Consider the following 25,146-nt stretch of genomic DNA (forward strand, 5'->3'; position numbering starts at 1 on the left):
GCCGGAAGGGGTTCGAGTATTGGCCGGATCCCCATCCCAACCATGACCTCATACTTTTAGAGTTTGGTTGATCATGGCGCGGCTTCAAGGGTTTTCTTTCACTTGACAGTCACATTTAATGTGACCGTGGCCGTGAAGAAGACCAATTAGGCATTAGAACCGGTCTTTTCTACCCCGGATCTCGGCAAAAACGGCGACCGGGTCAGCCCCCACCATTCCAAGCTGCGCCTGAATCTTGGGATCAGTGGCGCGCAGGAACGGATTGGTCGCCTTTTCCTCGCCCAGATTTGACGGCACGGTCGCGCGGCCCTCTGCCCGTGCCTGATCGATCTCATGCACTCGTTGCAGCAGCGCTGTGTTGTCAGGATCAATGGTCACCGCAAACCGGGCGTTTGACTGGGTATATTCGTGACCCGAGCAGACCGACGTCTCGTCGGGCAAAGCAGCGAGTTTCGAAAGCGAGGTCCACATTTGTGCCGCGTCTCCTTCGAACAAGCGGCCGCACCCCAGCGCCATCAGGCTGTCGGCCGTGAACACCACCGCGCTTTGGGGCAAATAATAGGCCACATGTCCCACCGTATGCCCCGAGACATCCAGGACCTCGACAGGTTCGCCCCCAATCTCGAACTGGTCTCCGTCAGCCACCTGTTTGTCGAGGGGAGGAAGTCGGTGAGCGTCGGCCACCGCACCAATCACCTGTGCTGGGTGCTGCTCGAGGATGCCCGGCAAGCCATCGACGTGATCCCAGTGGTGATGGGTCAGAAGGACATGGCTCAGGCGCCAGCCGCGTGCGGTCAATTCGGCCAGAATGGGCCCGGCCTCCGGGGCGTCGACCAGGGCCGTCTGTCCGCTTGTCGGGTCATGTGCCAGAAAAGCATAATTGTCGGAAAGGCAGGGGATGGTGACGATCTCAAGAGGCATGGCCTTTTGCCCTTTCGTTGTTAGACTGCGCTCAGCTAAGCCGATCGACCGGGTATCTGCAATGCATCTTGATGTGCAGGATCTTAGGAACTTCTATTACCGCAGCACGCTGGGGCGTGCGGCGCAGGCTGCCATTCGTGGCCGGCTGATCGAACTGTGGCCCGAGGCCAAGGGCCAGACGGTGGCCGGATTCGGCTTTGCGGTGCCTTTGTTGCGCCCTTATCTTGCTGACGCGCGGCGTGTCATCGGCCTGATGCCCGGACCGCAAGGGGTGATGCCTTGGCCCGCCGGTATGCAGAATGTATCGGTGCTGACCGAGGAAACCCGGTGGCCGATCGAAACCGGTCATGTGGACAAGCTGGTGGTCATGCACGGGCTCGAGACCTCGGAACGGCCCAGTCAACTGCTTGAAGAATGCTGGCGTGTTCTGGGGCCGGGCGGTCGGGCGGTGTTTGTCGTTCCCAATCGGGCCGGGCTTTGGTCCCGAACGGACCGAACACCCTTTGGCTACGGACATCCGTATTCGGCAACGCAATTGGAGAACCAGCTGCGCGCACATCATTTCGTGCCCGAGATGCACTGTTCCGCGCTTTATCTGCCGCCCTCGTTCCGGCGGTTCTGGCTGCGCTCGGGTGGGTTGATCGAAAAGACAGGGCAACGGATCCCGACCATCATGGCCGGTGGTGTTCTGATGGTCGAAGCCAGCAAGCTTGTGCGGCCACCAAGCGGCAGCGTGACCAAGGATGCCGAAAAACGCCCCATCAAAGCGCTGGACGGATTGTTGAAGCCGGCGTGAACCTGCGCGCATCCACGAGCGCGGGATCCCCGGAAACATGAGGGAAAAAGGCCACAGGAATCGCAAAAACAGGCAACTTGGTAACATTTTTCACGCCGGCGAATGGGTTCAAACCGTCGCAGTTTACGTAACCAATTGAAAAGAAAGATTTTGTGGATAAAGCTGACCCCGGCATAACATATTGCTAGGTGGCTTAGGCTCTGCTACATCCCCGGTGATTTTGATCCCCGCCCTTTCAGGACGGGGTTTCCTCACGCCCCCGGTTCAGCTGCCGCACGCGAAATCGGGGCCCAAAATATCGGAAGGGTGGACGTGTCCGAACCAGCTTCGATTTCGACCGGCATAGCCAAGCGCTATGCAACGGCGATCTTCGAGATCGCAAAAGAGAACAAGGACCTTGCAGGTCTGGAAACCGGCATCAATGACCTTTCGGCTGCATTGAGTGAAAGCGCGGACCTGCGCGAGGTGATCTCTTCGCCGCTGATCTCTCGGGCCGACCAGCAGGCGGCCATCACCGCCGTGGCCGACAAGATGGGCCTGCACCCGATCATGCGCAACACGCTGGCTCTGATGGCGCAGAAGCGCCGTCTGTTCGTGCTGCCGCAGCTGATCAAGGTTCTGCGCGAAATGCTGGCCGACGAGCGCGGCGAAGTGACTGCCGAAGTTGCCTCGGCCAAGGCGCTGACCAAAACCCAGCTGGAAAAACTGTCCAAGACACTGTCCGAGCGCGTAGGCAAGGACGTGACCATCAATGCGACCGTCGATGAAAGCCTCATCGGTGGTCTTGTCGTCAAAGTGGGCTCGCAGATGATCGACAGTTCGATCCGCTCCAAGCTCAACTCCCTACAGAATGCAATGAAAGAGGTCGGATAAATGGGTATCCAAGCCGCAGAGATTTCTGCAATCCTGAAAGACCAGATCAAGAATTTTGGTCAAGAAGCAGAGGTGGCCGAAATCGGCCGCGTGCTGAGCGTCGGTGACGGTATTGCCCGTGTTTACGGCCTGGACAATGTGCAGGCGGGTGAAATGGTCGAGTTCCCCGGCGGCATCATGGGCATGGCGCTGAACCTCGAAGCCGACAACGTCGGTGTCGTGATCTTCGGCTCGGACCGTGACATCAAGGAAGGTGACACCGTCAAGCGCACCAACTCGATCGTGGACGTTCCGGTTGGTGACGAACTGCTGGGCCGTGTTGTTGACGGTCTGGGCAACCCGCTGGACGGCAAAGGCCCGATCAATGCCAAGCAGCGCGGCGTCGCAGACGTCAAGGCGCCGGGCATCATCCCGCGTAAGTCGGTGCACGAGCCGATGGCGACCGGCCTGAAGTCGGTTGACGCGATGATCCCGATCGGCCGTGGCCAGCGTGAGCTGATTATCGGCGACCGTCAGACCGGCAAGACCGCCGTGGCTCTGGACACCATCCTGAACCAGAAGGTCTACAACGAAGCCGCTGGCGACGATGAATCGAAGAAGCTGTACTGCGTCTACGTGGCCATCGGCCAGAAGCGTTCGACCGTGGCTCAGCTGGTGAAGAAACTGGAAGAATCCGGCGCCATCGAATACTCGATCGTCGTAGCCGCAACCGCGTCCGACCCGGCGCCGATGCAGTTCCTGGCACCCTATGCCGCAACCGCGATGGCCGAATACTTCCGCGACAACGGCCGCCACGCTCTGATCATCTACGATGACCTGTCGAAACAGGCCGTCGCTTATCGTCAGATGTCGCTGCTGCTGCGCCGTCCGCCGGGCCGCGAAGCCTATCCGGGTGACGTTTTCTACCTGCACTCGCGCCTGCTGGAGCGTTCGGCCAAGCTGAACGAAGACTTCGGCGCCGGTTCGCTGACCGCTCTGCCGGTCATCGAAACCCAGGGCGGCGACGTGTCGGCCTTTATTCCGACCAACGTGATCTCGATCACCGACGGCCAGATCTTTCTGGAAACCGAGCTGTTCTATCAGGGCATCCGCCCCGCCGTGAACACCGGTCTGTCGGTTTCGCGTGTGGGCTCGTCGGCTCAAACCAACGCGATGAAATCGGTCGCTGGTCCGGTGAAACTGGAACTGGCCCAGTATCGTGAAATGGCTGCATTTGCGCAGTTCGGTTCGGACCTCGACGCCGCAACCCAGCAGCTGCTGAACCGTGGTGCGCGTCTGACCGAGTTGATGAAGCAGCCGCAGTACTCGCCGCTGACCAACGCGGAAATCGTATGCGTGATCTTCGCCGGCACCAACGGCTATCTCGACAAGATCGACGTTTCGGACGTTGGCCGCTACGAGGCCGGTCTGCTGGCGCATCTGCGCGGCAAGCATGCCGATCTGCTGCAGTGGATCACCGACGAAGATCCCAAGATCAAGGGCGAGGCTGCCGACAAGATCAAGGCTGCGCTGGACGAATACGCCGCAACCTTCGCTTAAGGAGACGCGGCGATGCCAAGTCTAAAGGACCTTAAAAACAGGATCGAGTCGGTCAAATCGACCCGCAAGATCACCAAGGCCATGCAGATGGTCGCGGCTGCAAAACTGCGCCGCGCCCAAGAATCTGCCGAAGCCTCGCGCCCCTATGCCGAGCGGTTCAATGCCGTGATGGCAGGGCTGGCAGCATCGGTCGGGGGCAGCGACAGCGCCCCCAAGCTGCTGCGCGGCACGGGCAGCGACGATGTCCACCTTCTGGTCGTCATGACGGCCGAACGTGGGCTCTGCGGCGGCTTCAACTCGAACATCTCCAAGCTGGCTCGCGCCAAGGCGGATGAGCTTCGCGGCAAGGGCAAGACGGTCAAGATCCTGACCGTCGGCAAGAAAGGCCGCGACGCGCTCAAGCGTGAATATGGCGATCTGTTCGTCGGTCACATCGACCTGAGCGAGGTCAAGCGCATCGGCTATGCCAACGCGCAGGACATCGCAAAGGACATCCTGTCGCGTTTCGACGCGGGCGAGTTCGACGTTGCAACGATCTTCTACGCGAAGTTCCAGAACGTCGTGACCCAGATCCCGACGGCCCAGCAGATCATCCCCGCCTCGTTCGAGGAGACCGAAGGGGACGACAGCGGCGCCGTGTTCGATTACGAGCCCAGCGAAGAGGCCATCCTGGCCGAATTGCTGCCCAAGGGGGTCGCCACGGCGATCTTCTCGGCTCTGCTTGAAAACGGGGCCTCGGAACAGGGTGCACGGATGTCCGCGATGGACAACGCGACGCGCAACGCGGGCGAGATGATCGACAAGCTGACGATCCAGTTCAACCGCTCACGTCAGGCCGTGATCACCAACGAGCTGATTGAAATTATTTCCGGCGCCGAAGCGCTGTAGAGACAAACCGGAGACGAAACATGGCGAATGCAAAAGGCAAAGTCACACAGATCATCGGGGCCGTCGTCGACGTGCACTTCGAAGATCAGTTGCCTGAAATTCTGAACGCACTTGAAACTGAAAACAACGGCAAGCGCCTGGTGCTGGAAGTTGCCCAGCACCTGGGTGAAAACACCGTCCGGACCATCGCGATGGACGCGACCGAAGGTCTGGTCCGTGGCGCGGATGTTGTCGACACCGGCGCACCGATCTCGGTTCCGGTTGGCAACGCCACCCTGGGTCGCATCCTGAACGTTGTCGGCGAGCCGATCGACGAAAAAGGCCCGGTCGAAGCGACTGAAACCCGTGCCATCCACCAGCCCGCGCCCGAGTTCGACGAACAGTCGACCGAGTCGGAAATCCTGGTCACCGGCATCAAGGTGGTTGACCTGCTGGCCCCCTACGCCAAAGGCGGCAAGATCGGCCTGTTCGGCGGCGCCGGCGTGGGCAAGACCGTTCTGATCATGGAACTGATCAACAACATCGCGAAAGTGCACTCGGGCTTCTCGGTGTTCGCCGGTGTTGGTGAACGGACCCGTGAAGGCAACGACCTGTACCACGAGATGATCGAATCGAACGTCATCAAGCCCGACAACCTGTCGGAAAGCCAAGTGGCCCTGGTCTACGGTCAGATGAACGAACCTCCGGGGGCGCGTGCCCGTGTTGCTCTGACCGGTCTGACCCTGGCCGAGCAGTTCCGCGACCAGTCCGGTACCGATGTTCTGTTCTTCGTCGACAACATCTTCCGCTTCACGCAGGCGGGCTCCGAAGTGTCGGCTCTGCTGGGTCGTATTCCTTCGGCCGTGGGCTACCAGCCGACGCTGGCCACCGACATGGGCGCTCTGCAGGAACGCATCACCTCGACCAAGAAGGGCTCGATCACCTCGGTGCAGGCGATCTACGTGCCTGCGGACGACCTGACCGACCCCGCGCCGGCAACCTCGTTCGCGCACCTCGACGCAACCACCGTTCTGAACCGTGCGATCTCGGAAAAGGGTATCTATCCGGCCGTGGACCCGCTCGACTCGACCTCGCGCCTGCTTGACCCGGCCATCGTCGGCGAGCGTCACTACAAGGTTGCGACCGACGTTCAGCAGATCCTCCAGCGCTACAAGTCGCTGCAGGACATCATCGCCATCCTCGGCATGGACGAACTGTCGGAAGAGGACAAGCTGACCGTGGCCCGTGCCCGTAAGATCGAGCGCTTCCTGTCGCAGCCGTTCGACGTGGCCGAGGTCTTCACCGGTTCGCCGGGTGTTCAGGTTCCGCTGGAAGTCACCATCGACTCGTTCGAGCGTGTCGTGGCCGGCGAATTCGACCACCTGCCCGAAGCGGCCTTCCTGATGGTCGGCGGCATCGACGAAGTGATCGCCAAAGCCGAGAAGATGGCCGCAGCAGCTGCCTAAGGAGTATCCCCGATGGCAAACACGATGCAATTCGACCTCGTCAGCCCGGAGCGGAGCCTTGCTTCGCTTCAGGCCAGCGCGGTCCAGATTCCCGGCGCGGACGGGGACATGACGGCGATGCCCGATCATGCCCCCACCATCACCACGCTGCGTCCGGGCATCCTGAAGGTCGAAGCGCCCGAAGGGTCCAGCGAATACCTGGTCACCGGCGGGTTTGCCCAGATCAACGGCGATGCCCTTTCGGTACTGGCCGAAAAGGCCATCCCGGTTGACGAAGTGACCCGCTCCCATCTGGACGAGCTGATTGCCGAGGCCCGCGCCTCGCACGAGGCGGCGAAGGAAAACGGCGAACAGACCATTGTCGACGAGGCAGCCAAGCTGCTGGCCGACATGGAAGCGCTGGGAACGCATATGAGCCTGTAACGGCCGATGCACTGTCAGAATTGGAAACGGCCCTGCTGCTGCGGGGCCGTTTTTTTGTCGTGATTTCGCCGAAAGGTCAGGATAAGTTGCGGAAATTCATAGGAATTGATGCGCAATGAAGAAATTTTTGACCCACCCCATCGGAATTGACCGAGGTGAAGAGGTTCTGTTCTCGGAATTCGCAGATGGCGGAGACATGTGGACGGGCGAGGGGCCGCGGGAACGACGCCGGCCCGTCACCTTCAGCCAACCCTTCCGCACCCCGCCCGTCGTGCAGATTGGAGTGTCCTTGTGGGATGTCGATACCTCATCGGCCTTGCGTGCCGAGCTGCTGTCCGAAAATGTTACAACCACGGGCTTTGACGCGGTGTTCCGGACATGGTCGGACACACGTATCGCCCGGATCCGCGTGGCATGGACCGCGATCGGGGAAGTGGCCCACGAGGACGACTGGGATATTTCCTGACCCGCCGTTCCCAGCGGGTCCTTTGTAATGATTTAGGGATCGATCATTGCCACGCGTTTCGCGTGCCGGCCGCCTTCGAATTCGGTGCTCAGAAAGGCATCGACAATTTCCAGCGCCAATCCAGTGCCAACAACACGCGCGCCGATCGACAGCATGTTGGCGTCATTGTGCTGGCGGATCATGCGGGCGGAGAACGTATCCGAACAGACGCCGCAGCGGATGCCCGGAACCTTGTTTGCAGCCATCATGATACCCTGCCCCGTGCCGCACAGGACAATGCCCAATTGGCACTCGCCCGAGACGACGGCCTCGGCGGCGGCTTTGCCGTGCTTGGGGTAATCGGTGCTTTCGGGGCTGTCAGGGCCGAGATCCAGAACGTCCCAGCCTTGTGCCGCTGCAAAAGCGGCAACTTCCTTGCGCAGGTCGATGGCAGCGTGATCGCTGGAAAGAACCAGACGTTTGTTGGCGGTCATGGGAATGGCTTTCCGGTTTCTTCAGTCTGTGTGGTACAGGGATTCGTAGATCGGGATCAGGGTCTTGTCTTCGAACAGCGACGACACTGACGTGCCCTGCCAGATGTTCAGAATGGCCTGTGTGAAGATCGGGGCCGTCGGCACCGTGCGGATATTCTTGGCCTTCTTGATGTCTTCGGTCGGCATGATCGTGTCGGTCAAAACAAGCGATTTCATCACCGAGTTCGAGACGCGTTCAACGGCCGGGCCGCTCATGACGCCATGGGTGATGTACGAGTGAACCTCGCGTGCGCCGTTGTCTATCAGCACCTGCGCCGCCTTGCACAGCGTACCGGCCGTGTCGCATATGTCGTCGACGATCAGGCAGATCTTGTCCTTCACGTCGCCGATCACGGTCATCTCGGCCACTTCCCCGGCTTTTTCACGCCGTTTGTCGACGATCGACAGAGGAGCGCTGATCCGCTTGGCCAGCTCGCGGGCACGAGCCACACCGCCGACGTCCGGCGAAACCACCATCAGATCGTCCATCTGGTCGCGGAACTGGTCCTTGACGTCCAGCGCAAAGATCGGAGAGGCATACAGGTTGTCGACCGGCATGTCGAAAAACCCTTGGATCTGTGCCGCATGCAGATCCATCGTCAGGATGCGTTCGATCCCGGCACCGGTCAGCATGTTGGCCACAAGCTTGGCGCTGATCGGGGTGCGCGCCTTGGTGCGGCGATCCTGGCGGGCATATCCGAAATAGGGGATAACCGCGGTGATCCGCGCCGCCGACGATCGGCGCAGCGCATCGGCGATGATCAGTAGCTCCATCAGGTTGTCATTGGCCGGGTTCGAGGTGGGCTGGATGATGAACATGTCCTCGCCCCGGACGTTCTCGAAAACCTCGACAAAGATCTCGCCATCGTTGAACCGTTCGACCCGCGCATCGACCAGACGCTGGTTGACGCCGCGGTGCAGGCTCATGCGGCGCGCGATGGTTTCGGCAAGCGGAAGGTTTGCGTTCCCAGCAATAAGCTTGGGTTCGTGATGTGTCGGCATCGGCTGAGGTCCCCGGGCAGCAGTGGCAATGTGACAGATTCGTGATGTTGACACCGCTTAGCATGGCCTTACGGTTCCGCAAAGGTAACTGGGTGGAGAAAGTGCACATGGCCGACATTGACTACTTTTTTGCGACACTGTCGCCCTATTCCTACCTCGCCGGGCTACGGCTGGAGGAGATCGCGGCCAAGCACGGCGCCACCATCGCCTACAAGCCGGTCGACATCATTGCGCTGTTCGGGCGCACCGGCGGCGTGCCCCCCAAGGACCGCCATCCGTCGCGCATCGAATACCGGGCGCAGGAACTGGTGCGTCAGGCCAAGAAGACGGGCCTGCCGTTCAACCTGCAACCTGCACATTGGCCGACCAACGCAGCGCCGTCCTCATACGCCATCATCGCAGCCATTCAGGATGGGTCGGGTGATGTGGGCAAACTGTGCCATTCCTTTCTGCGCGCCTGCTGGGCCGAGGACAAGGACATCGCGCAGGACGACGTGATCCGCGACTGTCTGGCCGGGGCGGGCTTTGATCCGGCGCTGGCCGACAGCGGACTGCTGGTCGGGGCCGAGACCTATGCCGCCAACCTCGAAGAGGCGGTGGACCGCGGCGTGTTCGGCGCGCCTTTCTACATCACGCAAGATGACCAAAGGTTCTGGGGGCAGGACCGGCTTGACGATCTGGACCAGCATCTGGCGACGCTCAAGGCATGACCGTGGCCAAGGCCGTGCTGCCGCCCGTCCACGTTCGCACTCTTGGGGCGGGTGCCCGAAAGGTGCTGGCGCTGCATTGCACTATTGCGCATTCTGGTGCGTGGTCCGGTCTGGCGGCCGCTTTGGACGACCAGGCGACACTGACTGCACCCGACATGCTGTCGCACGGGCGCAGCCCGGATTGGGACGGTCGGGGAGATTTCTTCGACCTCACCACAGCCCTGTCGCGGGCGCAGTTGAGCGAACCGATGGACGTGATCGGGCACAGTTTCGGTGCGATGGTCGCCCTGCGGCTGGCCATCGAATACCCGGACCTTGTGCGCAGCGCCGTTCTGATCGAGCCGGTGTTCTTTGCGGTCGCCCACCAAGACGCGCCAGCGCTTGCGGCGCAGCACGCGGCCGAATCCCAGCCCTACAAGGTCGCCCTTGCCGAAGGCGACGCGCCCCGGGCCGCGCGTCTGTTCAACCGCATGTGGGGCACGACCGACCGCAGCCCACGCTGGCCGGATCTGCCCGAGCGAACCCGGAATGCGATGATCCGGGGTGTTGGCGTGGTCGGCGCGGTCGAGGGGCCGCTGTTCCGCGACACCACCGGCCTGCTGGCCCCGACGGCCATGACGCGGGCCGAAATGCCGATCCTGCTGCTGCATGGATCGGCCTCGCACCCGATCATGGCAGTGGTCAATGCCGGGCTGCGCGCCCGCTTGCCCGAAGCGCGGCAGAGCGTTGTCGAGGGGGCAGGGCATATGCTGCCCATCTCGCACCCCGGCGAGACGGCAGCGCAGATCGACGCATTCTGGCGCGCCTAGAGCAGCGCCAGGAACCGGTCGATTTCTTCGGTCGGAGTCGACCAGTCGCAGACGAACCGGCAGGCCAGCATCTCGTCCTCGTCCGGGCCGTCCAAGGGGTCGCCCCACAGGTGATAGACCGCACCGGCCGCGTGCAGCCGCTTGTGCAGGCTGCGGGGAAAGCTGGCAAAGATGATGTTGGCCTGGGGTTCATGCAGGAACTGCGCACCCGCCGCCCGCAGCCCCTCGGCCAGCTGCGCACAGTTGGCGTTGGCCTTTCGGGCCGAGCGCAGCCACAGATCATCGCGCAGGTAGGCCGCCATCTGGGCCGACAGATACCGGTGCTTGGAAAACAAATGCGCCCCGCGCTTGCGGCGCAGCTCGAACTCCCAGGCCTTGCTTTCGTCGAAGAAGACTACCGCTTCGACACCCATCAGCCCGTTCTTGGTGCCGCCAAAGCTGACCGCATCCACGCCCGCCTTCCATGTCATCTCGGCCGGGGAACAATTCAGCGCGACCAGCGCATTGGTGAACCGCGCGCCATCCATGTGGACGGGCAGGCCGAACTCCTTGGCGACCCCGCACAGGGCCTGCAACTCGGCCAGCGAGTAGACCGAGCCCCGCTCGGTCACCTGTGTGATCGACACCGGACCGCGTTGTGGCCCATGCACGCCGCGTGTCTCTTCGGCGGCGATGGTGCGGCGCAGTGCATGCGGCTGCATCTTGTCGCCACCCGGAACCAGCGTCAGCTTGGCGCCGGTGTAGAATTCGGGCGCGTTGCACTCGTCCTCATGAATATGCGCGACGGACGAGCAGAATACGGTCTCCCACGGCTGCGACAGGGTCGCCAGAGCCAGCGAGTTTGCCGCCGTTCCGGTCGCCACCAGATAGACCGCCGCCCCGGGCGCCTCGAATATGCCCCGGATTCGGTCGCGCACCTCGTTCATCAGGTCATCGGCGCCATAGGCCATCTGATAGCCCTGATTGGCCTCGGCCAGCGCGGTCAGGACCTCGGGGTGGACGGGCCCGGAATTGTCAGAGGCGAAATGCATCAGGTTGGCTCCTCGATAATGTAGTCTTCCCACTCTTCCTCGGGCGTCTCGAATTCGGAAACGGTAAGCCCCTGAACCGAAACGCCGGCGGCGTGGACGCTGTCGGGCGACCCTGACAGCAACGGGTGCCAATCGTACAGGGGCTTGCCCTCCCACAACAGGCGGTAGGCGCAGGTCTGCGGCAGCCAGTAGGTGTGTTCGTGAATGTTGTCCGGGCGCATGACGATACATTCCGGCACGAATTGGTGGCGGATGTCATACTGGGTGCAGCGGCAAGTTGCGTCATCCAAAAGCCGGCAGGCGACACGGGTCAGGGCAACCTCGCCGCTGTCCTCGTCTTCCAGCTTGTTCAGGCAGCATTTGCCGCAGCCGTCGCACAGGGCTTCCCATTCGCGCGGGTTCATCTTTTGCAAGGGCTTGCGCTCCCAGAAACGCGGGGCCAGCCCGGCGCGGTCGATCGGATCCGTGCTCATGTCGCGGCCAGGATCTTGCGCGCGCGGTCGCAATCTTCGGTCATCTGGGCGATCAGAGCATCGAGGCCGTCAAAGGTCATCTCGGGGCGCAGAAATTCGACCAGGCCAACCGAGAGGGTCGCACCATAGAGATCGCCGGAGAAGTCGAACAGGAAGGTTTCGATATTAGGCACCTCGCCGTGGAACATCGGCCGCACCCCGACCGAGGCCGCACCGTGATAGCTGCCGGCATGCGGGCCATCCAGCACGTCGATCAGAACCGCGTAGACGCCGAATTTCGGGGGATGGATTCCTTCGATCGACATGTTTGCCGTGGGAAAGCCCAATTCGCGGCCGCGCTGTTCGCCGCCGATCACCTCGCCTTCGATCCGGTGCCAGTGGCCCAGCATGGCCGCCGCGTCCCGCGGGCGGCCGTCGCTCAGGGCTTGCCGGATCGCGGTGGACGAGACCACGTGATCGGATTGCTGCATCAATGGGGCGATGGTGACACCGAACCCCATCTGCTGGCCAAACTGCACCATGTCCTGCGCGGTGCCGCTGCGGCCTTTACCGAAACAGAAATCGGCCCCGATCACCACATGGGCCAGACCCAAGCCTTTGCAGATCACGGTGCGGGCGAATTCCTCGGGCGTCAGTCCGGCAAGCGCGGCGTTGAACGGCAGTTCGTACAGCTTCTGCACGCCCAGCTTCTCTAGCCGGTGCGCACGCGCATTGCCGCGCATCAGACGAAAGGGCGGGGCATCCGGGGCGAAATACTCGCGCGGGTGCGGCTCGAACGTCAGAACGCCCAGGGGTGCCTCGGGGCATGCCTGCCGGGCCAGATCGATCACCGACTGGTGGCCAATATGAACGCCGTCGAAATTCCCGATCGCAACGCTAGCGCCGCGGTCTTCTGGGTCTACAAACTGGAAATCCCGGATGATCTGCATGGGGCTTGCCTAGCGGGACTGTCCGCCGGGTTCAAGCGGCAGTTCCGGACCAGCGTCCAGTGGGGCGCCAAAACCTGCCGTCAGTCGAATTTCCGTGATGGAGCCAAAACCATCGCCTCGCCAATCAGAACCTTCTTGCCGTCTACCGCGCAATGGCAATCCAGCTTGACCCGGCGCTTGGCGAAGTCGATGTCGATCACCTTGACTTCGGCATAAACCGTGTCGCCGGGGCGGACCGGCGCAAGGAATTTAAGCGACTGACCCATGTAGACGGTCCCATGGCCCGGAAGCTGTTCACCAATCACGGCCGAGATCAGACCGGCGGTCAGCATCCCGTGGGCGATGCGCCCTTCGAAGATCGTATCGCGGGCATAGTCGTCATCCAGATGCACCGGGTTCCGGTCGGTCGAGACCTGGGCAAACATCTCGATGTCTTCGTCCGTCACCACTTTGCGCAGGTAGCGGGTCATGCCCATTTCGATGTCTTCGATACAGATCGTTCCGCGCGGAAGATTGTCCAACATGTTACCCTCACTATGCATCGGTCCGGCAACAAAAAATTACCAACGACCCAAGGTTGGCAACTTTATTACTTCGCAACTGCAGAAAATCAAGCGTTTTCTACCTAGCGCAGACGGCCGATCGTATAGGTTGGGTTGATGTTTTCCTTGGAAATATAATCGCTTAAAGCATCCGGATCCGGCTGGTGCGACGTTTTTGTTTCCGATGCGGCCAGACCGCCGCTGATGAACAGGGAATCAATTCCCTCTCCCATGCCGCCGGCGATGTCGGTATGCGGACCGTCGCCGATGGCCAGAATCTCGTCATCCGGCACGTCCGTTCCCAGCGCATGCAGGCGACGCCGGGCCAGATCATAAATGGGCGGGTGTGGTTTGCCGAAATACAGGCTCTCGCCGCCCATTTCGGTATAAAGCTTGGCCAGCGCACCGGCGCACCATTCCCGAACTTCGCCCCGATCGACGACGATATCGGGATTGGCGCACAGCAGCTTCAGGCCTTTCTGCTTGGCATACAGGAAGTCCGGCCGATTCACGGCCGGATCGGCCATCGGGTCGAACGGGCCACAGCAGACGATCCCCTCGGCCTGGTCCAGCGGCACACGTTCGATGTGGATCGGGTGGTCCAGGATTTTCAGCGGCTCGAAGAAGCCGGCGTCGCGCTCCCATTCACCCATGAAATAGACTTTGTCACCCACGGCTCCGCGGAACATGGCGGATCGGGCCGAGTCACCACTGGTCGCGATGGTGTCGTAGCAGTCCGCGGGGACGTTGAACTGTTTCAACTGCTCGGCAACCCCGGCACGCGGCTTCGGAGAGTTGGTAACCAACACCACCTTGCCGCCCCGGTCGCGATAAGCCTTCAGCGCGGCAACAGCCTCAGGGTAGGCGGTGATGCCGTTGTGGACGCAGCCCCACAGATCCACGAACAACGCCTTGTAACGGTCGGAAATCTGGTCAAGCGCGGAGATGATCTGGGTCATGCGGGCCTCGGGCTGTTGAAACGGCGTTGCGCCACCTATGGCAAAGCTGGCCCCGCTTGACCAGAGGCAGCCGGGTGCAGGCCGTCATTCCTCGTCGCTCAACTTTTCGACATCCGGGGCCTGCTGCACGGTTTCGGTTCCAAGAATGACCTGCGCGCCGATGCGGGTCTGGTACCGAATGACGGCGAGGTAGCCGGGGCCAAGTTCATCCTGCAAGACGTCGACCAACGACGTTTCCCGCAGGCTCTCGGGCAACAGCCCGGCAACGGACGAGACCTTGAATTGCGCCTCGGGCGGCAGATCGACGATCACCCAAACCTCGGCCCGTTTGCGCTTGGCATTCACGTCGATGCGGATGATCTCGACCGATACCGGGTCCGCCCAGTCGCGGATCGCTTGCGCAACCTCGGCCTCGGTACGAGTTTCTAGGTATCGGTTGTAAGTCGATTTGCCCAACTGGACCACGACGAGGGCCAGGAACGCCATGGTTATGACCACACCGGCAGTAAAGTTGAGCTTGCGCCGGCCCTTGCCGAATGCAACCGACCTTGCGGCATAGACGATGTAGACCGCGCAGGCCGACAGAACGATCGCACCAAGGTTGGTCGCGAACAAAAGACCCGCCTCGTAGGCGTCGGCGGGTTCGCCGAAATACAGCAGGATCCCGGACGCGGACAATGGCGGAACCAGAGACACGCCGATGGCGGCGCCGGGCAACAGGCTCAGTTCGGCCTTGTTGATCTGGACGTATGCGCCGGCCACGCCGGCCGCCAGCGCCACGATCAGGTCTTCGGTGCCCGGGTCGGTGCGGGCCAAGACCTGATCGGGGATCAGGATGCCGCGCGGCACATCGGCCAGATAAACCAGGATCCAGGCCATCAGAACACACAGAACCGCCGCAATGCAGACCGTTAGGGTCAGAACGAAAGCGCGTTTCAACCAACCCATGACCATCGCAGCCGCAATGCCCAGAATTGGTGTCATCAGCGGCGCGACCAACATCGCGGCGATGACCACGGCGCCAGAGTTCCGCAGCAGGCCCATGGTTGCGATGATCACGGAAAGGGTCAGTAGCATGGCAAAGCGCCGCCAATAGGCAAGCCTGTCGCCGCCTTCGAACAGCAGAATGCTGCGTGTCGTACTGTACTTCCGTGTGACCACCGTGTCCCGATCCACCCTGTCCCTGCGTCCAGCCTAGCAACGATTTGCCATCCGGCAAACCTTTCGACGCGCAAACAAAAAAGGCGCCCGCTGAGGGCGCCTTTCGCTGAACTGTGAACGGGATCAGACCTTGAGGTTCGGAATGATCTGCTTCTTACGGCTCATGATGCCCGGCAGAACAACCGTGTCGCCGGACACCGAAGCGCCAAAGCTTTTCTCGGCAACCGATTTGACCAGGTCGTTCGGCACCAACAGGGTGGCCTCTTCGTTCAGGATGTCGACGACGAACAGCAGTACCTGGTCCACGCCGTCTTCCTTGGCTACCTCGACCATCGACTGGGCCAGGCTGTCCTTGCGGTCCAGCACGACGCCCGGTGCGGTGGTTTCCAGAACGGATACTCGGAACTTGGTACCGTCGACCTCATATTCCTTGCTGTCCATGCGGATCAGTTCGGCGTCCGAGAAAGACGATACGTCAGATTTCGCGGCGAACATTTCGGCAGCATAGGCCGAAACATCCAGACCAAGCTCGGCGGCCAGCTTCTCGGCTACTTCGCGGTCATGCGCGGTAGTGGTGGGCGAGCGGAACTCCAGCGTGTCCGACAGGATGCAGGTCAGGGCCGCGCCCTTGACGGTCTCGGGCATCTTGGCGGCGTCGTCGCCCATCAGGTTGATCATGATGGTTGCCGTGCAGGCCAGCGGGCGAACGGTAATGTCGATCGGGCCTTTGGTTTCCAGCCCACCGACCAGCTTGTGATGGTCGATGATGGCGCGGATATCGGCATTGTTGACATTGGCAGGAAGCTCGGCCGGGTTGTTGGTGTCGACGATGATGACTGGCGCATCGGTCTCGACATCCTCGATGATGCGCGGCTTGGGCAGGTCCCAGCGCTGCAGCATGAAGGCGGCTTCGGTGTTGGGCTCGCCCAGCAGGACGGCCTCGGCCTTTTCGCCTTTGACTTCGTTCAGATACCAGGCCCACAGGATCGGCGATCCGGTTGAGTCGGTGTCGGGAGATTTGTGGCCAAATACTTGGATGGTCATGTCTGTTTCCTGCACATAAGGAGTTTGCGCGCCTTATAGGGTGGTCCATTGGCGTTGTCACCCGGCAGATACACGGCTGCGACGGTTGGTCTGACAGAAGCGCTGACCGCTCAGAACTGTGCGCGGCTCAGTTGATATCCGGCGCGTTCCAGCTGTTGCAAAAGTCCATGGTCGCCACCCAGATGGCCGGCACCAACCGCGATCACCGCCGTCTGGTTTTCGATGATCAGGATCGTTTCCATCCAGTTGTCGTTGCGTTGAACCAGAAGCTGGTCCTCGAATGCGGCCCATTCCTGTGCAAACACATCAGGCGCCAGGCCCGAAGCATCGCGCCCATATATCTTTGCGAATTGCAAGATTTCTGCGTGTTTCTCCTCGAAATATGCGCTGGCCATGGTCACCATGTGGTCATCACCGGCGTCAAACGCATCGACCAAGCGCACCAGAGACTGCACCTGCTCTTCAAGCGTGTGGCTGTCGAAGATCGCGATCAGATCTTCGATCTGTTCCAGCGAATATTGCGGCTTGCCCGCAGCTTCGGCCAGTTCAGTCAGGCGCGCATCCATTCCCCGGTCTGCGTCTGGCACCTGAAGCATGCAGGGTGGAATACCCAGCATCATGGACAGGAACCAAGGGCGCAGTTTCGCGGCCATCCAACCGGGAATGCCGCGTGCCGAAAGCGCCTTGGAAATCACGGCCCAGTCCTCTTCGCTCATCAGATCGATCAGAGTTGGTCCAGAGTTGATCAGGACCGGGCTGAAATCCTTGGCCAGGTCTTGTTCGAAAGCGGACATGTCGGATTGGGTGATCTCGAAATAAAACGCGTCCGCCTCGCTCAACGTCGGTGCCAACCGCTCGACCACCGGGCCCATTCGCGGATCGTTGACGTGCAATGTGCCGATCAGATGCAAAACAGTGTTGTCCTTCTGTGCAATCCAGTGATTGCCTTCGGGATATGCCATCTGACTGGTGGCCGCGTTCAACTCGGCCCGGGCCTCAGGCGTCATGTCTTGTCGCAAATCGCGCCCGTCACAGGCGGCATGGGCCACAATTGGATGCAGAGCGGCAAGCAGGGCAAAAAGAAACACGCGCATCGAGACCATTCCGATTGTGGCTGAAAGAACTTGGGAACAGATAGCCACGCCCGCCTACCGCGCGCAAGCCGTGTATCCGTATGGCGTTTCTCTGAAAAAACCATAGCATAGCGTCATGAACCGCGAACAGGATCTCTATCCTCCGATCAAGGCGCTATTGCAGCGGCAAGGGTACACCGTGAAAGGAGAGGTCGGCGTCGCCGACATCGTGGCCGTCAAGCCCGGTTGTGATCCAGTGATCGTTGAATTGAAGCTGAGATTTTCGCTGGCCTTGTTCCATCAGGCCGTGACCCGGTTGAAGGTATCGGATCAGGTCTATGTGGCCGTCTGCAAGCCCACCGGCCGGTCGGCGCGCCGGGCGCTGCGGGACAACCTGTCCCTGTGTCGTCGGTTGGGGCTGGGTTTGATCACCGTTCGTGCGGATGGGTGGGTCGAAGTCCATTGTGACCCCGGCCCCTATGCGCCGCGAAAGAACAAGGCCAAAGCTGCGCGACTGTTGCGCGAGTTCGAGCGGTTGGAAGGGGATCCGAATTCGGGTGGGGCAACCCGGCACGGAATCGTAACTGCCTATCGGCAGGATGCCCTGAAATGTGCCGCGCATCTGGCCGAACACGGGGCGACCAAAGGCGCTGAGGTCGCCAGTGCCACCGGCGTTGCGGCCGCGACGCGCCTCATGCGCGAAAACCATTATGGCTGGTTTGAAAAGGTGGCAAAGGGCGTCTATGAACTGTCGCCTTCCGGGTCCGAAGGTCTGAAGCATTGGGCTTACAGCTGGGAAGACCCGACCTGACCAGGCCGGCCTCAGGCTGCGCGCGAAAAAAATTCATCACCGATTGTTGACTCGCCGGAAATCACCCCCTAGCTATGCGTCGTTAGCACTCGACCAAGCTGAGTGCTAACGCCCCGCAAGACCGCGGGGGGAGGAAAACAACCTTTGAGCCCAAGGAGCTGCAAAGATGGCATTGAAACCGCTTCATGACCGCGTGCTGGTTCGCCGTACCGAAAGCGAAGAGAAAACCGCAGGCGGCCTGATCATTCCCGACAGCGCAAAAGAAAAGCCCAGCGAAGGCGAAGTCGTTGCAACCGGCGAAGGCGCGCGGAAAGACAGCGGCGAACTGATCGCGATGGCTGTGAAGCCCGGCGACAAGATCCTGTTCGGCAAATGGTCCGGCACCGAGGTCCACGTCGACGGCGAAGAGCTGCTGATGATGAAAGAAAGCGACATCATGGGGATCATCGAGTAACGCGCATGCGCTTGCTCTGATCTTCATTTCAAACACATTTCTCGAGGAGAAAAAGACATGTCTGCAAAGGACGTCAAGTTCGACACCGATGCCCGCAACCGCATGCTGAAGGGTGTGAACATCCTGGCGGATGCTGTGAAGGTGACCCTCGGCCCCAAAGGCCGCAACGTGGTTCTGGACAAATCCTTCGGCGCGCCGCGCATCACCAAAGACGGTGTTTCGGTCGCCAAGGAAATCGAACTGGAAGACAAGTTCGAGAACATGGGCGCGCAAATGGTGAAAGAAGTCGCCAGCCGCACCAATGACGAAGCCGGTGACGGCACCACCACCGCGACCGTTCTGGCTCAGGCCATCGTCAAGGAAGGCCTCAAGCAGGTTGCTGCCGGCCTGAACCCGATGGACCTGAAGCGCGGCATCGACATGGCAACCGCCAAAGTCGTCGAAGAAATCAAGAACGCTGCCCGCGAAGTCAAAGACAGCGACGAAGTCGCGCAGGTTGGTACCATCTCGGCTAACGGCGAAGCTGAAATCGGCCGCCAGATCGCAGACGCGATGCAGAAGGTTGGCAACGAAGGCGTCATCACCGTCGAAGAGAACAAAGGTCTGGAAACCGAGACCGACGTCGTCGAAGGTATGCAGTTCGACCGTGGCTACCTGTCGCCCTACTTCGTCACCAACGCTGACAAGATGGTCGCCGAGCTGGAAGACTGCATGATCCTGCTGCACGAGAAAAAACTCTCGTCGCTGCAGCCGATGGTTCCGCTGCTCGAGCAGGTGATCCAGTCGCAGAAACCGCTGCTGATCATCGCCGAGGACGTTGAAGGCGAAGCGCTGGCAACTCTGGTTGTCAACAAGCTGCGCGGTGGTCTGAAAATCGCTGCCGTCAAGGCTCCGGGCTTCGGCGATCGCCGCAAGGCAATGCTGCAGGACATCGCAATCCTGACCGGCGGTCAGGTCATCAGCGAAGACCTGGGCATGAAGCTGGAAAACGTCACCATGGACATGCTTGGCACCGCCAAGAAAGTGTCGATCACCAAGGACGAAACCACCATCGTCGACGGTGCTGGCGAGAAGGCCGAGATCGAAGCACGCGTTGCCCAGATCCGTACCCAGATCGAAGAAACCACCAGCGACTACGACCGTGAGAAGCTGCAAGAGCGCGTTGCCAAACTGGCAGGCGGTGTTGCCGTTATCCGCGTCGGTGGCATGACCGAAGTTGAAGTGAAAGAGCGCAAGGACCGTGTGGACGACGCTCTGAACGCAACGCGCGCCGCCGTTCAGGAAGGTGTCGTCGTGGGTGGCGGTGTTGCCCTGGTTCAGGCCGGCAAGGCTCTGGCCGATCTGAAAGGTGTCAACGCCGATCAGGACGCCGGTATCAACATCGTTCGCAAGGCCATCGAAGCGCCGCTGCGTCAGATTGCTGAAAACGCAGGTGTCGACGGTGCCGTCGTTGCCGGCAAGGTGCGCGAGTCCTCGGACACCGCCTTCGGCTTCAACGCTCAGACCGAAGAATATGGCGACATGTTCAAGTTCGGCGTGATCGACCCGGCCAAAGTGGTGCGTACCGCTCTGGAAGACGCAGCCTCGGTTGCAGGTCTGCTGATCACCACCGAAGCAATGGTTGCCGACAAGCCCGCCAAAGAAGGTGCAGGCGCCGGTGCTGGCATGCCCGACATGGGCGGCATGGGCGGCATGATGTAAGACTGTCCGGGTTCGCGTCAGCGAATTCAGACAACCCGCAAGGGAAAGTCTTACCGAAAATTTCAGCGGGGTCGCCTTCGGGCGGCCCCGTTTTGATTTTTTCAGTGATCCGCGGTGTTTCGGCCGGCGCTGCATGCAATTCTGGGGATCGCTGCAGCCGGTCACGCGGAAGCGCAGGAAAGCGGGTGTCCATTGCGTGCGGACACGGTATTGGTGAGGCATGCAGCTGTTTCTTCTGACCGTCCTGACCATGTGCGCCTTTGCGGCCAATTCCATCCTGAACCGGTTGGCCGTGGAGAGCGGAGCCAGCGACCCGGCGAGTTTTGCCGTTGTTCGTGTGCTCTGTGGTGCGCTGGTCCTTTGCGCATTGGTCGTGTCGCGGGGTGGCACCCTGCGGGTGTTCGACAGGCGCCGAGTAATCGGAGCAGGGTCCTTGTCGTTGTACATGGTCGGGTTCTCGGTGGCCTATCTCTCACTTGATGCGGGATTGGGCGCCTTGATCCTGTTTGCAGTGGTCCAGATCTCGATGTTTCTGGCCGGCTCCCTTGCCGGGGCGATCCCGACTTTTCGACAGGTGGCGGGGGCAGCAATTGCGATGGCCGGATTGGCGTGGGTGCTGTGGCCTGGCGCTGAGGTGCGTGTGGACCCGACCGGAGCAGCCTTGATGGCCGCCGCAGGGGTCGGGTGGGCTGCGTATTCGATTGCCGGTCGGTCCGAGCCCGATGCGCTGGCAGGAACGGCCTCGAACTTTGTCGTGGCCTTGCCGGTGACCGCTGGCATTTTGGTCGCGGGCGCTCCGGCGTGGGACTTGACCTGGGCGGGTTTGGGTCTGGCGGCCGTATCTGGCGGCGTAACCTCGGGGTTGGGGTACGCCATGTGGTATCGCCTGCTGCCCCAGCTGGCCCCAGCAGTTGCAGCCGTAGTTCAGCTGAGCGTCCCGGTGATTGCGATCATTGCAGGTGTGGCGCTGCTCGGCGAGCAACTGAGCCTGCGGCTGATGGCAGGGGCAGGGTTGGTTGTGGGCGGTATTGCATTGGCAGTTATGCGCGTGAGGCGGCGCTAGGTCTTTCCTCTCTGAAGAATAGCCATTATCTGGCAGCCATGCGGATCCTGTTTTTCATATTGCTTTTCCTGATGCCGATCGCCGCGCAGGCAAAATGTGTTGTCCTGCTGCATGGGCTTGCCCGGACCGAAGCATCGTTTTCGGTCATGGAGCAGTTGTTCAAGGTGCACGGGTACACCGTTGTGCGGCCGGGTTATCGCTCGACGGATCTTCCGATTCCGGAACTGGCCGACCGGACCATACCCGAGGCGTTTGCGGCGTGCGGAGATGACACCATCAACGTTGTCGCGCATTCGATGGGAGGAATCCTGTTGCGCTACTGGCTGCAGGATCACCATCCGCAGAATCTGGGCCGCGTCGTCATGCTTGGCCCGCCCAACCAAGGCAGCCAATTGGTCGATGAACTGGGCGATTGGGAAGTGTTCGGTCTGTTGAACGGCCCCGCCGGCCTGCAGCTGGGTACGGGTCCCGAAGGTATTCCGCGTCGCCTGCCACCGGTCGACTTCGAGCTGGGGGTGATTGCAGGCGAGAACTCCTTGAACCCGGTCTTTTCGTCGCTGGTTGATGGACCGGATGACGGCAAAGTCGCTGTCGAAGAAACCAAAGTCCAGGGCATGACCGACCACATCGTGCTGCCGGTGACGCATACGTTCATGATGAACAACCCTCAGGTCATGGCGCAGGCTTTGCACTTCATCGAGTTCGGTGAGTTCGATCCCAACATAACCTGGCTGGACGGTGTGATGGACATCATCGATGAGATCTGCATCGGAGAGGACTGCGCCGAACCCGCCTCGGAACCAACGCGATGACCGCATTGGAACTGACCTTTTCCGGGGCACAGGTTCTGCACTCTGACCGCGGACTTGTCGGTGACGATCTCTCGATCGCGGGTGGCTTGATCCAAGAAGGCGGCGGTGCGCCGGTCGTTGATCTGAGCGGCTATCTGATCCTGCCGGGCATCATCGACTTGCACGGGGACGGGTTCGAGCGTCACATCGCCCCGCGCCGGGGGGCCATGAAGCAGATGGACGAGGGCATCCGCGCTGCCGAGGCCGAACTGGCGGCCAATGGCATCACCACCGCCGTGCTGGCGCAGTTCTACAGCTGGGAGGGCGGCGTGCGCGGCCCCAAGTTCGCCGCCGACGTGTTCCGCGCGATCGCGGCGGTGAAGGGCAGCGTGGTTACCGACCTGATCCCGCAGTTGCGGTTCGAAACCCACCTGCTGGACGATTATGCCGACCTGCCGGGGCGCATCGCCGACTGGCAGGTGCCCTATGTCGTGTTCAACGATCACCTGCCCCATGACCGTCTGGCGCAGGGGCGCACCCCGCCGCGTTTGACCGGGCAGGCGCTCAAGGCCGGTCGCAGCCCCGAGGCGCATCTGAAGATGCTGCAGGACATGCACGCCCGCTCCTCCGAGGTGCCCGCTTCGCTTGATGCGCTGTGCGCGGCGTTGGCCCAACAAGGCGTGCGTCTGGGCAGCCATGATGATGCGACGGCAGAGGCCCGTTCCCACTGGCGCGCGCGCGGCGTGCATATCGCCGAATTTCCTGAAACGCTCGAAGCAGCCGAGGCGGCCAAGGCCGCGGGCGATCACGTCATTCTGGGCTCGCCCAACGTGGTGCGGGGCGGATCGCACAAGGGCAACGTCAGCGCGCTGGACCTGATCGCCATGGGGCTGTGCGATGCGCTGGCGTCGGATTACCACTATCCCAGCCCGCGCAGGGCGGCGCTGATGCTGATGAAATCGGGGCTGATGGATCTGGCAGGCGCGTGGGCGCTGGTGTCGTCGGGTCCCGCGCGGGTGCTTGGCCTTGAGGACCGCGGGTCGCTGCACCCCGGCAAACGCGCCGATCTGGTCGTCCTGGATGCGGAAACGCAGCGCGTGGCGGCCACCATCGCCGGTGGCCGGGTCAGTTTTCTGTCGGGGGATATCGCCGGGCGGTTCGTCGCCGCGGCGCGCTAGCGTTTGATCCGGTTGAAATGGCCCATCTTGCGGCCCGGCTTGACCTCGGCCTTGCCGTACAGGTGCAGGGCCACGTCGCGCTGTTGCGCAAGCTCGGGCACGCGGTCCATGTCTTCGCCGATCAGGTTCTCCATCACCACATCCGCGTGACGCTGCCCGTCGCCCAGAGGCCAGCCGGCTACGGCGCGGATATGCTGCTCGAACTGATCGACTGCACAGCCGTTCTGCGTCCAGTGGCCCGAGTTGTGAACGCGCGGCGCGATCTCGTTCACGATCAGGCCCTGCGGCGTCACGAACAGTTCGACCCCCATGACGCCGACATAGTCCAGCGCGTTCAGGATATTCGCGGCCAGCAGCACCGCGTCGGTCCGCAGCGCAGGGGACAGGCGCGCGGGCACCGTGGTCGTGTGCAGGATGCCGTCGCGATGCACGTTCTCGCCGGGGTCGAAGCAGGCCACCTGGCCGTCCAGCCCGCGGGCGGCAATGATCGACACCTCGTGGCTGAAATTGACGAAGCCTTCCAGGATCGCGGGTGCACCCTGCATGTCGGCCAGCGCGGTCCGGGCGTCCTCGGGCGACTTCAGCCGCGCCTGCCCCTTTCCGTCATAGCCGAAGCGGCGGGTCTTGAGGATCGCCGGCGTGCCGATCCGTTCGATGGCGGCCTGCAGACTGTCCAGGTCGGTCACATCGGCAAAGGGTGCGGTGTTCAGGCCCAGGCCTTGCAGGAATGTCTTTTCGGTCAGCCGGTCCTGACTGACCCGCAGCGCCTCGCGGCCGGGTCGGATGGGGCGGTGCGATTCCAGAACGTCCAGCGCTTCGGTCGGGATGTTTTCAAACTCGTAGGTGATGACATCGACCGATTGCGCAAAAGCGGCCAGCGCCTCGGCATCCTCATAAGGTGCGGTGGTCACGCGATGCGCCACCTGGCCCGCCGGCGGGTTGGCGCCCGGCTCCAAGATATGGGTCACGAAGCCCAGCCGCGCCGCGGCCATCGACAGCATCCGCCCCAGCTGGCCGCCGCCCAGAATTCCGATCACTGCGCCGGGCTGCAAGGGGTTACTCATCGCGGGGCTCCTCGGGGATCGAGTCCGACAGCGCCGCGCGCCAAACGTCCAGCCGGTCGGCCAGGGCTGAGTCTTGCAGGGCCAGAATAGCAGCGGCCATCAGGCCGGCATTGGCGCCGCCGGCCGATCCGATGGCCATGGTCGCAACCGGGAAACCCTTGGGCATCTGCACGATGGAATAGAGCGAGTCGACACCGGACAGCGCCCGCGTCTGAACTGGAACGCCGATCACCGGCACCCGCGTCTTGGACGCCATCATCCCCGGCAGATGTGCGGCACCGCCAGCGCCGGCGATGATTACCTGAAGCCCGCGCTGCACGGCGGTCTTGCCGTACTCCCACAAACGATCCGGCGTGCGGTGGGCCGAGACGATCTTGGTCTCGTAGGCCACGCCCAGTTCGTCCAGTATCTCTGAAGCGCCCTTCATGGTGGGCCAGTCCGACTGGCTGCCCATGATGATTCCGACCTTGATCTCGCTCATCCGCCCT

General features: G+C 61.8%; 28 protein-coding genes. 15 read left to right on the forward strand and 13 right to left on the reverse strand.

Annotated features, from left to right (window positions below):
* Positions 1-153 precede the first annotated feature (153 nt).
* A complete protein-coding gene (gene gloB, locus ACR0FC_RS08865) occupies positions 154-921 on the reverse strand; it encodes a hydroxyacylglutathione hydrolase (RefSeq protein WP_170339948.1) in 768 nt (255 codons plus the stop codon).
* 61 nt (positions 922-982) lie between these two features.
* On the opposite strand from gloB, the gene ACR0FC_RS08870 reads away from it, so the two are divergent.
* The 7 genes from ACR0FC_RS08870 (at position 983) to ACR0FC_RS08900 (ending at position 7,351) form a co-directional block, all read left to right on the forward strand.
* Positions 983-1,717, forward strand: a complete 735-nt coding sequence (locus ACR0FC_RS08870; RefSeq protein WP_170339950.1) for a class I SAM-dependent methyltransferase — start codon at positions 983-985, stop codon at positions 1,715-1,717.
* Positions 1,718-2,029: 312 nt separating this feature from the next.
* The gene (locus tag ACR0FC_RS08875; protein ID WP_093965027.1) at positions 2,030-2,590 is read left to right on the forward strand and encodes a F0F1 ATP synthase subunit delta; all 561 of its coding nucleotides are present in this window, start codon (positions 2,030-2,032) and stop codon (positions 2,588-2,590) included.
* Positions 2,591-4,129, forward strand: a complete 1,539-nt coding sequence (gene atpA / locus ACR0FC_RS08880) for a F0F1 ATP synthase subunit alpha (protein ID WP_170339951.1) — start codon at positions 2,591-2,593, stop codon at positions 4,127-4,129.
* A gap of 12 nt (positions 4,130-4,141) precedes the next feature.
* A complete protein-coding gene (locus ACR0FC_RS08885) occupies positions 4,142-5,017 on the forward strand; it encodes a F0F1 ATP synthase subunit gamma (protein ID WP_170339953.1) in 876 nt (291 codons plus the stop codon).
* A 20-nt stretch (positions 5,018-5,037) separates the two neighbouring features.
* Positions 5,038-6,462, forward strand: coding sequence for a F0F1 ATP synthase subunit beta (gene atpD / locus ACR0FC_RS08890; RefSeq protein WP_093964636.1), 1,425 nt, complete (start codon positions 5,038-5,040; stop codon positions 6,460-6,462).
* Between the two features lie 12 nt (positions 6,463-6,474).
* On the forward strand, positions 6,475-6,885 hold the full coding sequence (locus tag ACR0FC_RS08895; protein WP_093964637.1) for a F0F1 ATP synthase subunit epsilon: 411 nt from the start codon (positions 6,475-6,477) through the stop codon (positions 6,883-6,885).
* A gap of 115 nt (positions 6,886-7,000) precedes the next feature.
* Positions 7,001-7,351: an H-type lectin domain-containing protein gene (locus tag ACR0FC_RS08900; protein ID WP_093964638.1), complete on the forward strand. Its 351-nt coding sequence runs from the start codon at positions 7,001-7,003 to the stop codon at positions 7,349-7,351.
* A gap of 32 nt (positions 7,352-7,383) precedes the next feature.
* Here ACR0FC_RS08900 and rpiB read toward each other — a convergent pair whose 3' ends face one another.
* Together rpiB and ACR0FC_RS08910 are read right to left on the reverse strand one after the other, a co-directional pair.
* Complete coding sequence (gene rpiB / locus ACR0FC_RS08905) at positions 7,384-7,824, reverse strand: ribose 5-phosphate isomerase B (protein ID WP_170339955.1); 441 nt, start codon at positions 7,822-7,824, stop codon at positions 7,384-7,386.
* A gap of 21 nt (positions 7,825-7,845) precedes the next feature.
* Positions 7,846-8,865 carry a ribose-phosphate pyrophosphokinase gene (locus ACR0FC_RS08910; protein WP_093964640.1) on the reverse strand — a complete coding sequence of 340 codons (1,020 nt, stop codon included), beginning with the start codon at positions 8,863-8,865 and terminating at the stop codon, positions 7,846-7,848.
* A 107-nt stretch (positions 8,866-8,972) separates the two neighbouring features.
* On the opposite strand from ACR0FC_RS08910, the gene ACR0FC_RS08915 reads away from it, so the two are divergent.
* Together ACR0FC_RS08915 and ACR0FC_RS08920 are read left to right on the forward strand one after the other, a co-directional pair.
* Positions 8,973-9,575, forward strand: coding sequence for a 2-hydroxychromene-2-carboxylate isomerase (locus ACR0FC_RS08915; protein ID WP_170339957.1), 603 nt, complete (start codon positions 8,973-8,975; stop codon positions 9,573-9,575).
* The gene (locus ACR0FC_RS08920) at positions 9,572-10,384 is read left to right on the forward strand and encodes an alpha/beta fold hydrolase (RefSeq protein ID WP_170339959.1); all 813 of its coding nucleotides are present in this window, start codon (positions 9,572-9,574) and stop codon (positions 10,382-10,384) included. Before ACR0FC_RS08915 ends, ACR0FC_RS08920 begins: the two co-directional genes overlap by 4 nt.
* On the opposite strand, the gene ACR0FC_RS08925 is transcribed toward ACR0FC_RS08920, so the two are convergent.
* The 8 genes from ACR0FC_RS08925 to ACR0FC_RS08960 all read right to left on the reverse strand — a co-directional run bounded on the left by ACR0FC_RS08925 (position 10,381) and on the right by ACR0FC_RS08960 (position 17,617).
* Positions 10,381-11,415 (reverse strand): threonine aldolase family protein, encoded by a 1,035-nt coding sequence (locus ACR0FC_RS08925; RefSeq protein WP_170339961.1) that lies wholly within the window; start codon positions 11,413-11,415, stop codon positions 10,381-10,383. The two genes, ACR0FC_RS08920 and ACR0FC_RS08925, sit on opposite strands and share 4 nt — an antisense overlap.
* Positions 11,415-11,888, reverse strand: a complete 474-nt coding sequence (locus ACR0FC_RS08930; RefSeq protein WP_170339963.1) for a YcgN family cysteine cluster protein — start codon at positions 11,886-11,888, stop codon at positions 11,415-11,417. The genes ACR0FC_RS08925 and ACR0FC_RS08930 overlap by 1 nt, the downstream gene beginning before the upstream one ends.
* Positions 11,885-12,817, reverse strand: coding sequence for a bifunctional riboflavin kinase/FAD synthetase (locus tag ACR0FC_RS08935; protein WP_170339964.1), 933 nt, complete (start codon positions 12,815-12,817; stop codon positions 11,885-11,887). The genes ACR0FC_RS08930 and ACR0FC_RS08935 overlap by 4 nt, the downstream gene beginning before the upstream one ends.
* Positions 12,818-12,897: 80 nt before the next feature.
* A complete protein-coding gene (locus ACR0FC_RS08940) occupies positions 12,898-13,341 on the reverse strand; it encodes a MaoC family dehydratase (protein WP_170339967.1) in 444 nt (147 codons plus the stop codon).
* A 101-nt stretch (positions 13,342-13,442) separates the two neighbouring features.
* Positions 13,443-14,318: a TIGR01459 family HAD-type hydrolase gene (locus ACR0FC_RS08945; protein WP_170339969.1), complete on the reverse strand. Its 876-nt coding sequence runs from the start codon at positions 14,316-14,318 to the stop codon at positions 13,443-13,445.
* 84 nt (positions 14,319-14,402) lie between these two features.
* Positions 14,403-15,479: a DUF389 domain-containing protein gene (locus tag ACR0FC_RS08950; RefSeq protein ID WP_170339971.1), complete on the reverse strand. Its 1,077-nt coding sequence runs from the start codon at positions 15,477-15,479 to the stop codon at positions 14,403-14,405.
* A 123-nt stretch (positions 15,480-15,602) separates the two neighbouring features.
* Positions 15,603-16,523: a manganese-dependent inorganic pyrophosphatase gene (locus ACR0FC_RS08955; protein ID WP_170339973.1), complete on the reverse strand. Its 921-nt coding sequence runs from the start codon at positions 16,521-16,523 to the stop codon at positions 15,603-15,605.
* A gap of 110 nt (positions 16,524-16,633) precedes the next feature.
* Positions 16,634-17,617: a TraB/GumN family protein gene (locus ACR0FC_RS08960; RefSeq protein ID WP_170339974.1), complete on the reverse strand. Its 984-nt coding sequence runs from the start codon at positions 17,615-17,617 to the stop codon at positions 16,634-16,636.
* A gap of 115 nt (positions 17,618-17,732) precedes the next feature.
* Between ACR0FC_RS08960 and ACR0FC_RS08965 the strand changes: the two genes are divergently transcribed.
* The 6 genes from ACR0FC_RS08965 to ACR0FC_RS08990 all read left to right on the forward strand — a co-directional run bounded on the left by ACR0FC_RS08965 (position 17,733) and on the right by ACR0FC_RS08990 (position 23,594).
* The gene (locus ACR0FC_RS08965; RefSeq protein WP_170339976.1) at positions 17,733-18,407 is read left to right on the forward strand and encodes a DUF2161 domain-containing phosphodiesterase; all 675 of its coding nucleotides are present in this window, start codon (positions 17,733-17,735) and stop codon (positions 18,405-18,407) included.
* Positions 18,408-18,573: 166 nt separating this feature from the next.
* The gene (groES, locus tag ACR0FC_RS08970; protein ID WP_093964650.1) at positions 18,574-18,861 is read left to right on the forward strand and encodes a co-chaperone GroES; all 288 of its coding nucleotides are present in this window, start codon (positions 18,574-18,576) and stop codon (positions 18,859-18,861) included.
* Between the two features lie 57 nt (positions 18,862-18,918).
* Entirely contained in the window at positions 18,919-20,562 is a 1,644-nt protein-coding gene (gene groL / locus ACR0FC_RS08975) for a chaperonin GroEL (protein WP_170339978.1), read from the forward strand.
* A 220-nt stretch (positions 20,563-20,782) separates the two neighbouring features.
* Complete coding sequence (locus ACR0FC_RS08980; protein ID WP_170339980.1) at positions 20,783-21,625, forward strand: DMT family transporter; 843 nt, start codon at positions 20,783-20,785, stop codon at positions 21,623-21,625.
* A gap of 38 nt (positions 21,626-21,663) precedes the next feature.
* Entirely contained in the window at positions 21,664-22,437 is a 774-nt protein-coding gene (locus tag ACR0FC_RS08985; protein ID WP_170339982.1) for an alpha/beta fold hydrolase, read from the forward strand.
* Positions 22,434-23,594, forward strand: a complete 1,161-nt coding sequence (locus ACR0FC_RS08990; protein ID WP_170339985.1) for an alpha-D-ribose 1-methylphosphonate 5-triphosphate diphosphatase — start codon at positions 22,434-22,436, stop codon at positions 23,592-23,594. Before ACR0FC_RS08985 ends, ACR0FC_RS08990 begins: the two co-directional genes overlap by 4 nt.
* Here the strand turns inward: ACR0FC_RS08990 and ACR0FC_RS08995 are convergent.
* Together ACR0FC_RS08995 and purE are read right to left on the reverse strand one after the other, a co-directional pair.
* Positions 23,591-24,658, reverse strand: a complete 1,068-nt coding sequence (locus tag ACR0FC_RS08995; protein ID WP_170339987.1) for a 5-(carboxyamino)imidazole ribonucleotide synthase — start codon at positions 24,656-24,658, stop codon at positions 23,591-23,593. The genes ACR0FC_RS08990 and ACR0FC_RS08995 overlap by 4 nt on opposite strands.
* On the reverse strand, positions 24,651-25,139 hold the full coding sequence (gene purE, locus ACR0FC_RS09000) for a 5-(carboxyamino)imidazole ribonucleotide mutase (RefSeq protein ID WP_170339989.1): 489 nt from the start codon (positions 25,137-25,139) through the stop codon (positions 24,651-24,653). The genes ACR0FC_RS08995 and purE overlap by 8 nt, the downstream gene beginning before the upstream one ends.
* Positions 25,140-25,146 lie beyond the last annotated feature (7 nt).

The sequence above is a fragment of the Ruegeria sp. BB9 genome, assembly GCF_056539345.1.